At 57.5% G+C, this 12,857-nt stretch carries 13 protein-coding genes; 9 read left to right on the top strand and 4 right to left on the bottom strand.

The genetic code is table 11. The features are described from left to right. Positions 1-1,250 precede the first annotated feature (1,250 nt). The 4 genes from C8N43_RS10275 to C8N43_RS10260 all read right to left on the bottom strand — a co-directional run bounded on the left by C8N43_RS10275 (position 1,251) and on the right by C8N43_RS10260 (position 4,896). Entirely contained in the window at positions 1,251-1,664 is a 414-nt protein-coding gene (locus tag C8N43_RS10275; RefSeq protein ID WP_146174199.1) for a DUF7684 family protein, read from the bottom strand. A gap of 209 nt (positions 1,665-1,873) precedes the next feature. Continuing rightward, the gene (locus C8N43_RS10270) at positions 1,874-2,500 is read right to left on the bottom strand and encodes an MSMEG_1061 family FMN-dependent PPOX-type flavoprotein (RefSeq protein ID WP_158269960.1); all 627 of its coding nucleotides are present in this window, start codon (positions 2,498-2,500) and stop codon (positions 1,874-1,876) included. A 375-nt stretch (positions 2,501-2,875) separates the two neighbouring features. Continuing rightward, positions 2,876-3,592 carry a DUF5681 domain-containing protein gene (locus C8N43_RS10265; RefSeq protein ID WP_146174198.1) on the bottom strand — a complete coding sequence of 239 codons (717 nt, stop codon included), beginning with the start codon at positions 3,590-3,592 and terminating at the stop codon, positions 2,876-2,878. Continuing rightward, positions 3,589-4,896 (bottom strand): site-specific DNA-methyltransferase, encoded by a 1,308-nt coding sequence (locus C8N43_RS10260; protein WP_107845505.1) that lies wholly within the window; start codon positions 4,894-4,896, stop codon positions 3,589-3,591. Before C8N43_RS10260 ends, C8N43_RS10265 begins: the two co-directional genes overlap by 4 nt. A gap of 132 nt (positions 4,897-5,028) precedes the next feature. Between C8N43_RS10260 and C8N43_RS10255 the strand changes: the two genes are divergently transcribed. The 9 genes from C8N43_RS10255 (at position 5,029) to C8N43_RS10215 (ending at position 12,844) form a co-directional block, all read left to right on the top strand. After that, positions 5,029-5,358, top strand: a complete 330-nt coding sequence (locus C8N43_RS10255; RefSeq protein ID WP_107845504.1) for a helix-turn-helix domain-containing protein — start codon at positions 5,029-5,031, stop codon at positions 5,356-5,358. Then, a complete protein-coding gene (locus C8N43_RS10250; RefSeq protein ID WP_107845503.1) occupies positions 5,351-6,223 on the top strand; it encodes an ImmA/IrrE family metallo-endopeptidase in 873 nt (290 codons plus the stop codon). Before C8N43_RS10255 ends, C8N43_RS10250 begins: the two co-directional genes overlap by 8 nt. Before the next feature lie 556 nt (positions 6,224-6,779). After that, positions 6,780-8,096: an ABC transporter substrate-binding protein gene (locus C8N43_RS10245; protein ID WP_107845502.1), complete on the top strand. Its 1,317-nt coding sequence runs from the start codon at positions 6,780-6,782 to the stop codon at positions 8,094-8,096. 102 nt (positions 8,097-8,198) lie between these two features. Further along, positions 8,199-9,146: a carbohydrate ABC transporter permease gene (locus tag C8N43_RS10240; RefSeq protein ID WP_107845501.1), complete on the top strand. Its 948-nt coding sequence runs from the start codon at positions 8,199-8,201 to the stop codon at positions 9,144-9,146. 118 nt (positions 9,147-9,264) lie between these two features. Beyond that, entirely contained in the window at positions 9,265-10,203 is a 939-nt protein-coding gene (locus C8N43_RS10235; RefSeq protein WP_107845500.1) for a carbohydrate ABC transporter permease, read from the top strand. After that, complete coding sequence (locus C8N43_RS10230; protein WP_107845499.1) at positions 10,200-10,394, top strand: hypothetical protein; 195 nt, start codon at positions 10,200-10,202, stop codon at positions 10,392-10,394. The genes C8N43_RS10235 and C8N43_RS10230 overlap by 4 nt, the downstream gene beginning before the upstream one ends. Continuing rightward, positions 10,394-10,756 carry a bleomycin resistance protein gene (locus C8N43_RS10225; RefSeq protein WP_107845498.1) on the top strand — a complete coding sequence of 121 codons (363 nt, stop codon included), beginning with the start codon at positions 10,394-10,396 and terminating at the stop codon, positions 10,754-10,756. The genes C8N43_RS10230 and C8N43_RS10225 overlap by 1 nt, the downstream gene beginning before the upstream one ends. Further along, positions 10,756-11,853, top strand: coding sequence for an ABC transporter ATP-binding protein (locus C8N43_RS10220; protein WP_107845497.1), 1,098 nt, complete (start codon positions 10,756-10,758; stop codon positions 11,851-11,853). Before C8N43_RS10225 ends, C8N43_RS10220 begins: the two co-directional genes overlap by 1 nt. Further along, complete coding sequence (locus C8N43_RS10215; RefSeq protein WP_107845496.1) at positions 11,846-12,844, top strand: ABC transporter ATP-binding protein; 999 nt, start codon at positions 11,846-11,848, stop codon at positions 12,842-12,844. The genes C8N43_RS10220 and C8N43_RS10215 overlap by 8 nt, the downstream gene beginning before the upstream one ends. Positions 12,845-12,857 lie beyond the last annotated feature (13 nt).

The following is a 12,857-nucleotide window of genomic DNA, read 5'->3' as shown; positions in this document are numbered from 1 at the left end:
CGCTCCCGGGGAATTAGCGATACATCTTCACCGTGCCTCTCCAGTCTTAATGAGGTGTTCAAGTAAGGCCTTATGGTGGTTCTCTAACTGAGACGCCAAGCTTTCGAAGGCTTCAGCGGTTTTTTCAAAGCCTTGTCGGTGAGCAGCTAACTTGGCGTCGTAGAGTCTCTTCAACATCTTTCGGTATTCCATGTCTTGCCTCCGGGTCAGGTCACGTTTCAAAAGGCATCCAGTATCAAGATCGTTAAGACACTCTTAACGAAGATGAAGCGCCTATGCTCAACGGCAAGTATCCGCCAAAAGCAGATATTCTAGAGGACCTGTAGCGGTCGAAGCCATAGACGAGACCACAAAACACGGCCCATGGCGGAAGTAACGTGAATGGACCGTTCTTCCGGAGCATTCTTCGCAAAACAGAGACTCAGATTGCTTCGCCAACCGCCCCCACAGCACACCTAGCTCGGGGAAGCAGCTCCCGGTCGTCGTAAGGGCGCGGGGATTAGCAAGCGGCTAAAGACGACCTCCAGATCGGTCTTGCGGCGTAAGTGAAGGGGCGAGCGGGTTAGGCAAGATAGAAGCGAGAGGCTGCCACAACCCGTCGCTACTATCGTTGCCAGAAGAACTACTAGGATGAAATGAAGGTCCTGCTTCATGTATTGAGTGTGCGAAGCATGGTCAATTCGAAGTTAACAGTCTTGATCACCCAGTTCACTTTTTTATCGATAACTTTAGGAACTGTTATTCTTTGTATTTTAGACAAATCTTGGCGCCGGAAGTCGCCCACTAAACTAATCAACTTACTGAATTTAAAAAGCTGGCCCTGAGCGAAAGTGCTCAGGGCTTTTCCCGTTTAAAAATCTGGGATTTTGCCGATTGCTGACGTTAATGGAGGATTAACTGATTTGCGCGATCCTTCCGGCATCCGATGGGAGAGAACTTATGATCGTATTGCTTATCGCCCTTATCGCCACATTGAGTACGTCTCTCGCAGCCTTGGTCTCAGATATGAGCTTGGGTCAGTTGGTGGGCTTATATTATCTCTCGGCCCTGGTCTCTGGTGCCTCATGCCAGTTGGCGTGGTGCATTTGTGCATGGAACTTGAGCCGTACCCTTCTGAAAATTGACATGAGCGGTTCACTTAGTTCGTCCTTTGGAGGTCACAAGCCATAACTTACTCAGATAGTTAGCTACAGGCGGCACCTATCGAGCCCATACCTCCCAAATGCTGCGATGTGTTTGAATGGCAGCTTTCAAGCGGCGAGGTAGAGCCTTTCGATTAACTCGCTGCGTTCGTGATGCGCAAAATCAAGAACTAAGATATCTTCGAGTTTCACGTCAGAACAATCGGTGCAGTGTTTCGCGAACTCCACAACCTCTTCAAGCGTTTCGTCGTCATGCCAAGTTGTCATGACGAATTCATCCTCGGAGTAGTCGCCGAAGTCATGAGCCTCTAGAAATGCCCAATCGACACTATCGTCCCATTCAGAACAATCAATTCCCCATGCCAACGAGTACAGGCACCCAGCCTCCACAAGAGCTTTGCTAACCTCGTTACGATAGTCGTTCCCCACTTCGCGCTCGATGAGTATTAAGCACTTGAACTTGATCATCCCCTTCGGAACAGAAACAGGGACATCAGCAGGTACGAAAACGTATTTGAACATATGCAGAAGCTGACAATCAGGCTACCAATTGGTCAAGATGGCAGTAAAGCAGACTTTCAAAGACGGTTCTCCAAAGTCGGCTCCGTCCCGCATCCTTGCCGTTTGAAGACCTCCCAGAGCGTCGCAATCCCGTACCGAATGTCTCCGATGGCTGTTTAGAGCCAAAAGTGTCGGATACTGCAATGTGCTCGAATGACAGCTTTTGGAACTCAGTATAGTCGAGCACCTTCATCTGCCGTGTGATCGTCCTCGACCTCTTGAAGCGTTTGATCTCGCTCAACTGTGGATATCACCCACTCAGCCAGTGTCGGGGCCGACTTTCGTTTGGGCCAATGATCAGCGTGCCACAACCGAGACCGGATGAATGACTTAGAACAGTGCATGAAGGCTTCCTCGACCTCAATAACAAGCGCGAGTAGCGGTTCCTTGCCATTGATCGCATGCCGCTTGCTAATCGCGGCATCTCGAACAATGCGAGCCTTGCCCGCGACACGCAGCGTATCGCCGTGACCCGGTACAACGAACAGAACAGCGATGTTCGGGTCTTCCAGTAGGTTTTGAAAGCCATCGACACGATGGTTGCCGAGCCTGTCTGGAATAATGAGCGTCTTGTCGTCGTAGACCTCTACGAACCCGGCAGGGTCACCTTTGGGCGAAACATCAATCAGACCACCGGACGCTTTGGTTGCAACGACAACAAATGGCGCAAGTTCGATAAAACTCCTTGCAGTATTATTCAGCCGATCACTTACCTTGAGAAAAGTGTTGGTGAACCCCTCTGTTGGAAGGAGTTCTCTCAACCGTTCGGTACTTTCAATCTGTTCATCAAATTCCAACACCACGCTCTCCGATCAATCGAAAAGCGAAAGCGTAGCAGATGCGCCGATTTTCTCAAAGTGGCCGTCGGCGCAGCCGCAGCGAACAGCAGCAAAGTCCCGCAGACTGTCTGTACACGCAGCCCCAGATTTTGCAGCCGCGGCGAATGTCCGGAAAGCGGGCTGCGGTCGCAGCATCTGGGTTGCTCGCTGGATGTCGCCTCTGGGCTGGCAGTGGCCACTGTGTGAAAGATCGCAGACGGCAGCAAAGCCCGCTAATGCGGACCTTGCTTCACGAATGACTTCTGCGCTGCAACTAGCGCACTAAGACTACAGAAGTTTGCTTGGCGATCAGACGACGCGAGACTAGTTTATGTGCCGCTATAGCTGCCAAACTCAATATTCGATCTTATCGAGCAGATCATCGACCATTGCGATGAGTTTCAGCGATCGCTGCTTATCATCCTCGAAGAACTGACGTGTGCGGTCCTTGAGGTCTTTTGCAAGCTGCTCGTCCAGCATCTCGACCTCGTCCGCCCAATCGGCGCGTTTCTGGGTCCAGTGCTCAACCACCTCCTTTTGCTTTTTTGTCATCGGCCCCTGAACGTGGGCTGTGTCATTATTGAGGTTGATGATGACCTGGTCGGGGTGCGGCAATGGTTCCGCCAGGTCCGTGATCCCAAGTCTAGCCCTGCGCTCCGACTCGCGCTCCCATTCGACCTTGTATTCGATCGCCGTTTCCAGCCATTCGTCCGCGAGCGCTTTGTTCTGCCGCTCCGTGGTCGACAGCATCTCCGCAAACAGGCGCTGCGCCCGGTGCTGGCCTTTCGCAGCGTTAACGGCCAGCGCCCGGACGATGGCTTGTGCCATCGGCAATGAGACACTGCGCTCACCTTCGCGCACTTTGATCTCGCGATAGGCTTCTGCGAGGATGATGTCTTTCAGACGCTCTTCATTCAGGGCAGGAACCTTGTTTTTAGAACCTCGCGGGCGCCCCTTGGGATTGCCTGATTGGCCTGGCTTAAACTGGCTTCCGGCAGGGGGCTTGGCATAGCCTACCGCGTAGTCTGTCTTGGCAGGCAGATTGACCAAATCCTTCTTTCTACCAGTCATTCTGCTGCCTCCAACGTCGGTACGGCCGCCGGGCGCGGCCACCCGCAGATGATCTGTTCGGCATCATCCTTCGCGTAAGTCTCCCAGCGGGCGATGATGCGATCACAGTAGACTTGGTCCAGTTCGCAGACGCGCGCCCGGCGGCCGGTCTTCTCCGCCGCGATCAGTGTGGAGCCCGAGCCACCAAAGCTGTCGAGGACGATCTCGCCCCGCCCTGACACATCCCGGATCGCATCGGCGATCATCTGCACCGGCTTGACCGTCGGGTGCAGGGACAGTTCCTCGAGGCGCCCTGCCCGCCTGGAGTTCACACCACGATATTGCCAGACATTGGTACGATAACGACCGTGCTGGCCAAGCTCGAATGTGTTTGTGTGGGGTGCATCGCCTTTCTTGAAGGCAAAGATCAACTCGTGGCGTGATCGGTAGAACGTGCCCATTCCGCCATTGTCCTTGACCCAGACGATCAGGTTCTTCAGGTCATCATAGACCCGCTTCCCCGCTGCGAGCATCTCGGGCATGTGCCGCCAGTCCATGCAGAGGAAATGGATTGATCCATCCATGCTGTGGTCGGCGAGGTTGCGCACAGAGACCGATAGGAAGTCGGTAAACTCATCTGAGGTCATCTCGCCCGACGCCATCGCAAACTCACGATGTTGGATGGCACCCGAGTTGCCCACATGGCCGTCGATTGGGACATTGTACGGCGGATCCGCGAAGATCATGCGGGCCAACTCCCCGTCCAAGAGATCATCGAGCACCTGGGGGTCGCGGGCATCTCCGCAAATCAGGCGGTGCTGTCCCAACTGCCAGACATCCCCAGGCTGTACCCGCGCGGATACCTGGTCCGGTACAGTGTCATCCGCAGGATCGTCCGGCTCCTCCGGTGCGACCGTGTCCATCAGCACGTCGATCTCGGGGATGGAGAAGCCTGTCACACTAACATCGAAGTCGAGGTCCTCCGACATCAGCGCTCCCAGTTCCGTTGCCAGCAGATCGTCATCCCAGCCTGCATTCAGAGCCAGCTTGTTGTCGGCCAGGACATAAGCCCGTTTCTCTGCCTCGGTCATGTAATCCAACCGCAGGCAGGGTACGGTCGTTATCCCCAACAATTCCGCGGCGGCCACCCGACCATGGCCAGCAAGGATTGTCCGATCTTCGTCAATCAAAACAGGGTTTGTGAAACCGAAGTTCTCAATGCTGTCGGCGATCTGCCGCACTTGTCTTCTGGAATGGGTGCGGGCGCTACGTGCCCAAGGTCTGAGATCGCGAACTGCAATTTGTTCAATGTTCTTCGAAGCCATGTCTGCTTCCCTTTGTTGCTGCTACGCCGAATCCATATGATCAGCCCTCTGTGTATGATTTATCTTACGACTGGCGTTCTGTCAAATCTGACCGTATTGTCGTGGCAGACAAGTCAAACAGGGGAGGTGCGCATGGACATTGGTGAGAGGCTCTTCAGCTTGCGCGCGAAGACCGGGGAGACCCTTCAGGAAGTTGCTGACAAAGTTGGCGTTTCAAAGGCGCACGTCTGGGAACTGGAAAAGGGGCGGAGCAAGAACCCATCATTTGAGCTCGTGCGGAAGCTGGCCAAACACTTCGGCGTAACGGTCGAGGTATTGATCGGAGAGGCGGATGAGCCGGATCAGAAACAGATCGAGATCGCGCGCATCTATCGTGGCCTGGAAGACCTGTCCGACCGAGACCGCGCGATTGTCGAACAGATGATTGAGACAATGCGTTTTAAGAAGGTGGCCGATGGTTGATCTTTCTGGTCTTAAGCGCGTGGATGTCGCTGACATCCACGCGCCGGGTCAGCTGGCAAGAGACCTGCATGTGCGGATGGGGACGTCAGAAGGTCCTGTTCCTATCACTGAAATCGCCAAGGCCTTGGACATCTCTCATATCCGCATCGAGGAATTCGATGGATTTGAGGGCATGCTGCTGACGGATCGACATCGCAGTGATGGTGTGATCCTGGCCAATAACCGGAACGGCATGCCCAGGGCGCGTTTCACCGTCGCCCATGAGTTGGGGCATTTTCTGCTGGAGCGGCACACCTTCTCTAATAAGAAGGGTTTCCGCTGCATTAAGAAGGACCTCCGCACAAAGAGCGCCGCGGATGATCACCAGCGGCAGGAAAGCGAAGCAAACAAGTTTGCCATCGAATTACTCGCTCCGAAGGATCGGTTCCACGGGTTCCTGAAGACCGACCCGGACTTGGAGCATATTCGGGAAGCCGCAGGGGAACTTGACATTAGCAAGGAGGCAACCGCGCGCCGCTACCTCGATCTGAGCGATGCCATGATGGCCATGGTGTTTCACCGCCATGGCAAGCTGCGCTATTTCGATAAGACAAAGGGCTTTCCATTCCTGCCGTTGGTTAGGAATGCTGCGATTCCGGCCACCGTGGCAGAGGCCAGAGGACCCGACCCGGTTACCACACTCGTTGAAGCCGACCCGAAAGACTGGTTTGATGGGCCACCCGGGGCAGCATTATGGGTTCAAACGCTGTTCCAGAAAAAGGGCTACGGGACTACCATGCTCTTGCTGGACGACGATGGATTTGGCTATGAAGACGACGGCAATGAGCCGGAAGATACGTTCAAGAGATATGCAGGCTTCAACTGAGCCGTTCCCTGTTACTTCGTCAGATTTCCCTGTTACTTCGTCAGATTTCCCTGTTCTTCCCTGAAGTTACCCTGAAACGGTTTGAGATTTCCCTGTTCGTCAAGAACAGGGAAATGGCGAGTAAGTCTCTGAAAAGTGATGAACAAATCAGGATCAGATGGCCGGAATTCCGCTCCCCGGAGGAGATTTCGCGCCAGTTTCCCTGCTAATTCCCTGTAAATTAGGGAACTTGCTCAGACTGGATAGCCCGGGACTGGCAGCACAGCCACTCCACCCAAATCGATGAATATGAAACGCCAGTCATGGCGGTGCAGTGCACTGAGCGGGTCGGGGCGATTGAACGTTTGGGACTGGGCCACCCATCCTTTGCCAGACTTATCCACAGCAAAACAATCGAATTTAATCAACGGCTTGGGCTCTCTTGCGTTTCGAAATGAGGTACGCACCTCAAAAATATGTTTACTTGAGGTGCGTACCTCAAATAGCGTCGGGCACATGACCTAGCCGAATCGGTCCTCGCCAAAGAAGGGCCCGGCTACAACTGGGAGGACGACCAATGAAGACTTTGAAACTGGCATCCGTCAGTGCCTTTAGCCTTGCCGCTGCTGCGGCGAGCTCTGCGCAGGCAGAGGACCTGACGCTCTGCTGGGCGGCCTGGGACCCGGCCAATGCACTTGTGGAACTCAGCAAGGAGTTCGAAGCGCAATCCGGCCATAACATGAGCTTTGAGTTTATCCCGTGGCCGAACTTCGCCGACCGGATGCTCAACGAGCTGAACTCGGGCGGCAAGCTCTGTGACCTGCTGATCGGCGACAGCCAGTGGATCGGTGGCGGCGCAGAGAACGGCCATTACGTGAAGCTCAACGACTTCTTCGACGCGGAAGGCATTTCCATGTCGGACTTCGCGGACGCCACCGTTTATGCCTATTCGACCTGGCCCAAGGGCACGCCAAATTACTACGCGCTGCCCGCGATGGGCGATGCGAACGGCTGGTTCTACCGCAAGGACTGGTTCGAGCGCGAGGATATCCGCGCCGCGTTCAAGGACGCCACTGGCCGTGAGCTAGGCGAGCCCAAAACCCAGAAAGAGTTGCTGGAAATCGCGCAGTTCTTCCAAGGTCGCGAGATCGATGGCAACACGGTCTACGGCGCATCGATCTTTACCGAGCGTGGCTCTGAAGGGATCACGATGGGGATCACCTCGGCGCTGTATCCTTGGGGCTTCAAGTACGAAAACACCCCCGGCTCCTACGACATGGAAGGCGCTGTGAACTCGCCCGAAGCCGTCGAGGCGCTGGAATTCTACAAGGAGTTCTACGAGACCGCGACGCCGCCGGGCTACACGAACAGCTACATGGGCGAGAGCCTGGATGCGTTCAAATCCGGTCAGGTCGCCATGGCGATGAACTGGTTTGCGTTCTTCCCCGGCCTTTATGCTGATCCGAACACGGGGGGCGACAAGATCGACTTCTTTGTGAACCCGCCGCAGAACCAAGCTGGCTCAACGTTGGGCGGGCAGGGCATCTCGGTCGTGGCCTATTCCGACAAGCAGGACGCGGCGCTTGAGTATATCAAGTGGTTCGCACAGCCCGATGTTCAGGCCAAGTGGTGGGAGCTGGGCGGCTATTCGGCGCATAACTCGGTGCTGAACGACCCCGGCTTCAAGGACAGCGCACCGTTCGCAGGTGACTTCCTCGAAGCGATGGGCTCGGTCCAGGACTTCTGGCAAGAGCCGGCCTATGCCGAGCTGCTGCTGGCCATGCAGAAGCGCATGCATGACTACGTGGTTGCCGATCAGGGCACCGCGAAGGAAGCGCTCGACAAGCTGGTCGAGGACTGGACCGAAGTCTTCGAGGACGAAGGCAAACTCTAACCTCCCTGATGGGCCGCTCTGGCCCCTCTCAAAAGACGGGCACCCCCGGGCGATAAGCTCGGGGGAGGCCTCCCCTGCACCCTTACGCCCGGATCACATTCCATGCCCGACACCCCCGCAGATCGCGTTGCCGCCGCCACACCGGTGCGGGTGGCCCGCAAGATCAAAGGCCTCAGCGACCGGGCGATCGCCTGGATCTTCGTGGCGCCGACGATCTTCCTGCTGCTTGCGATCAACATCTTCCCGCTGATCTGGACGATCAATCTCAGTTTTACCAACTTCAAGGCCAACAGCCCCAACCGCGAGATCAAGAATGTCGGCCTGCGCAATTACGAGCGCATCCTGACCGATAGCGACATCTGGCTGAACATGCAGGCCACGGCGCACTTCCTGTTCTGGACGATCTTCTTCCAGGTGCTGATCGGATTCACGCTGGCCTATCTGATCAACAAGAAATTCAAGGGCAACGACCTGTGGACGACGATCATCGTCCTGCCGATGATGCTGTCGCCCGCGGTCGTTGGTAACTTCTGGAAGTTCCTCTACCAGCCGCAGATCGGGCTCTTTAACTACATCGTGGCGTTTTTCACCGGCAAGGAGCCGTCGAGCTTCGAAATGCTGGGCTCGGTCGATCTGGCTCCATGGTCCATCGTGATCGTCGACACATGGATGTGGACGCCCTTCGTGATGCTGATCTGTCTGGCGGGATTGCGCTCGATCCCCGACTACATCTACGAGGCGGCCGAGGTCGACCGCGCATCCAAGCTGCGGCAGTTCTTCACGATCACCATCCCGATGGTGCTGCCGTTCCTGATGTTGGCGGTGCTGTTTCGGGGGATCGAGAACTTCAAAATGTTCGACCTCGTCGTGCAACTGACCGGCGGCGGGCCGGGATCGACCACCGAGCTGACCTCGATCAACCTCAAACGAGAGGCGTTCGAAAAGTGGCGCACGGGCTATGCCTCTGCCTACGCGATCATCCTCTTTGTCACCGTGTTCGGGCTCGCCTCGATCTACGTCAAAGCGTTGAACAAAGTGAAGGAAAGATGAGCGGTTTGGTGTCCCAGAAAGCCGCTTCGAAGCGGCTTAGCGCGCGGCGCATGCGCCGCGCAGGAAGGCATTTCGAAATGCCTTCCCACCTCCCCTTGCAACCGGAGCGGTCCGTCCCATGAGCAGTTTCTCCGTCACAGAGCCGTCGAAGCGCTCCAAATGGTTCGCAGGCACAATGGTCGTCATCTACGCGCTGGTCACCATGGTGCCGCTCGCGTGGATCATGCTCACAGGCTTCAAATCCCCCGCCGATGCGATCAGCTACCCGCCCAAAGTCGTGTTCGAACCGACGCTGGAAGGCTACGTGAACCTGTTCACGACCCGCACCCGGCAGACGCAGGAGTTCCTCGACGCGAACCCGCCGCAAACCTGGTACGAGGAGATCGTGCGCGAATACGATATGGTCATCGCCGGGCCGTCGAAATTTGGCGAGCGCTTCCTGAACTCGGTCATCATCGGCTTCGGCTCGACCTTCCTGTCGATCTTCCTCGGCACGCTCGCGGCCTATGCGTTCAGTCGGTTCAAGATACCCTTGGCGGACGATCTGCTGTTCTTCATCCTCAGTACGCGGATGATGCCGCCCATCGCCGTGGCGATCCCGATTTTTCTGATGTACCGCCAGCTGGGCCTGTCGGACACGCATCTGGGCATGATCCTGCTTTACACAGCGGTCAATATCTCGCTGGCGGTATGGCTCTTGAAAGGCTTCATCGACGAGATCCCGCGCGAGTATGAAGAGGCAGCGCTGATCGATGGCTACACGCGGTTCCAGGCCTTCTACAAAGTGGTGCTGCCGCAGGCGGCGACCGGCATCGCATCGACCGCGATCTTCTGCCTGATCTTTGCATGGAACGAATACGCCTTCGCGGTGCTGCTGACCTCTGGTACGGCGCAAACGGCACCGCCCTTCATCCCGACCATCATCGGCGTTGGCGGTCTGGATTGGCCCGCGGTCGCGGCAGGGGCCACGATCTTCCTGCTGCCGGTCATGATCTTCACCATCCTGTTGCGCAAGCACCTGCTGCGCGGGATCACTTTCGGAGCGGTGCGCAAATGAGCGAGTTCTTTAACGGCCTGCTGCGCCTCAGACGCGGCCCCTGGGAGATGGTTGCGACCATCCTGATCGGCCTAGGTGTCTTCATGCTGATGCAGCCCTTCGTGATTTGGGCCTTCACCTATTCCTTCATCGTCACGCTGGTTGGCACGGTGATGTTCATCATCGTCAGCCATTTTCCGGAGGGTGAGTGATGCTGATCTCGACCTGTGGCATCCTGCCGGTCCGCGATCTGGACGTGACGGCCGAATTCTACACCAAGCTGGGGTTCAAGGAGACGGGGCGTTGGACGGGCAGTGGCTATCTGATCATGGTGATGGACACGGTCGAGGTGCATTTCGCCCACAACCCCGAGAACGATCCTGCGACAAGCCAGTGTGCGATCTACATCCGCACCGATGATGTCGACACCCTGAGCGCGCATATCGAGACGCTCGGCATCCCGGCTGAGGGGTTCCCCCGATTCAAACCCGCCGAAGACAAGAGCTGGGAGATGCGCGAGCTGCATCTGTTGGACCCGGACGGCAATCTCTTACGCATAGGGCAGTTCATGTAATGGCGCAGATCAAGATCAATAACATCCGCAAGGAGTTCGGCGATTTCGTCGCCGTAAAGGAAAGCTCCTTCACGATCGAGGATGGCGAGTTCTTCATGCTGCTGGGCCCGTCCGGCTGCGGCAAGACCACCACCTTGCGGATGATCGCGGGGCTGGAGCTGCCGACCGCGGGCGAGATTTACCTTGATGGTGAAGAGATCAGCCAGCGCCCGCCCTCGCAGCGCGACATTGCCTTCGTGTTCCAGATGTTCGCGCTCTATCCGCATATGAATGTGCGCAAGAACCTCAGCTACCCGCTGGTCAGCCAGGGCATGCCCCGCGCGCAGGTCAAGGCGAAGGTGGAAGAGGTCGCGGGCATTCTTGGGATCACCGATATTCTGAGCCGCCCCGTTGGTGGGCTGTCTGGCGGCGACCGCCAGCGCGTGGCCCTTGGCCGCGCCATCGTGCGCGACCCCAAGGCGTTCATGATGGACGAGCCGCTGGGTGCCTTGGATGCGGAATTTCGCGAACACATGGCCGAAGAGCTGCGCGCGCTTCACGACCGGATGGGGGCCACGACCGTCTACGTGACCCATGACCAGCTCGAGGCGATGCAGATGGGCGACAAGATCGTCGTGATGAACAACGCTGTGGTCGAACAGTTCGGCACGCCGCAGGAAATCTACGACAAGCCCGCCACGATGTTCGTGGCCGACTTCATCGGCTCCCCTTCGATGAACTTCCTGCGGTTCGAAGGGGCGGTGGCCGGCGGCGCGCAGCATGTGGAGCTGAACGGCCAAAAACTTGGCGTCCCCGCCCAGCGGCAAGGGGCGTCCGGCAATCTGGTTTTCGGCGTCCGGCCCGAACATGTGACCCTGTCCGACAGCGGCGACTACCGGGGCGAGGTGATGGCGGCCGAATACCTCGGCACGACCCAGATCATCACGCTCGACACGCCCAATGGCGAGCTGAAAGCGCGCATCGATAGCAGCCTGACGGCCAATGTCGGCGAAAAGGTCGGCCTGAGTTTCGAGGCCCCCAAAGTCACGCTCTTTGACGAGGCCAATGGCCAGGCCCTGATCTCGGAGCTTAACGAAGGGGTGCTGGCCCATGGCTGAGGTGATCCTGAAAAACCTGACCAAGATGTTTGGCAGCGATGTGGGCGTCGAAGATATGACGATGACGATCCCCGATGGCTCTTTCGTCGTACTGCTAGGCCCCACGGGCGCGGGCAAGACGACGACCCTGCGTCTGATCTCGGGGCTGGAGACCGCCGACAAGGGCGAGGTCTGGATCGGCGGGCGCAACGTGGCGGGCGAGACGCCCGCGCAGCGTGATGTGGCGATGGTGTTCCAGCAGTACTCGCTCTACCCGCACCTGTCGGTGCGCGAAAATCTCGAATTTCCGCTGAAATCCCCGATCCTGAAGACGCCCAAGCCCGAGATTGACCGCAAGGTGAACGAGGTGGCCGAGGTGCTGCAGATCAGCCACAAGCTCGACAACAAGGCGACGGCCTTGTCGGGCGGCGAGATGCAGCGGGTCTCCATCGGGCGCGCGCTGGTGCGCGAGCCTGCGATCTACCTGATGGACGAGCCGCTCAGCTCGCTCGACGCCAAGCTGCGCACCGACCTGCGGGTCGAGCTGAAGCGCATCCATGCGAGCCTTGGCGCGACGCTGCTTTACGTGACCCACGACCAGATCGAGGCGATGACGATGGCCTCCCATGTGGGCGTGCTGGATCATGGGCGGCTGGTGCAGTTCGGCACCCCGCGCGAGATCTACGAGAACCCCAATTCGCTTTATGTGGCGAGCCGGCTCGGCCAGCCGCGCATCAACATCCTGCCCGCTGATCTGTTCGGCGGCGGCGCGCCTTCGGGGGCCATCAATATCGGAATGCGTCCGGAACATATCCAGCAGGGCGACGGGCTGGAGGCCGAAGTGCAGCGTGTCGAACACCTGGGCGATCAGAACCGCCTGCATCTGAAGCTCGGCAGCCACGCCATCACCACCATCGCCGACCCGGCCACGGATTACGCCCCCGGCGCGCATATCAAGATCGCGCCGCGCAACCCGCTTTACTTTGACGCCGCGGGCAACCGCATTCGCTGAAGGAGACCCAAGA

This window comes from Litoreibacter ponti, from assembly GCF_003054285.1.
Classification (GTDB): Bacteria; Pseudomonadota; Alphaproteobacteria; order Rhodobacterales; family Rhodobacteraceae; genus Litoreibacter; species Litoreibacter ponti.
This window is presented reverse-complemented; position numbering and strand designations above follow the sequence as displayed.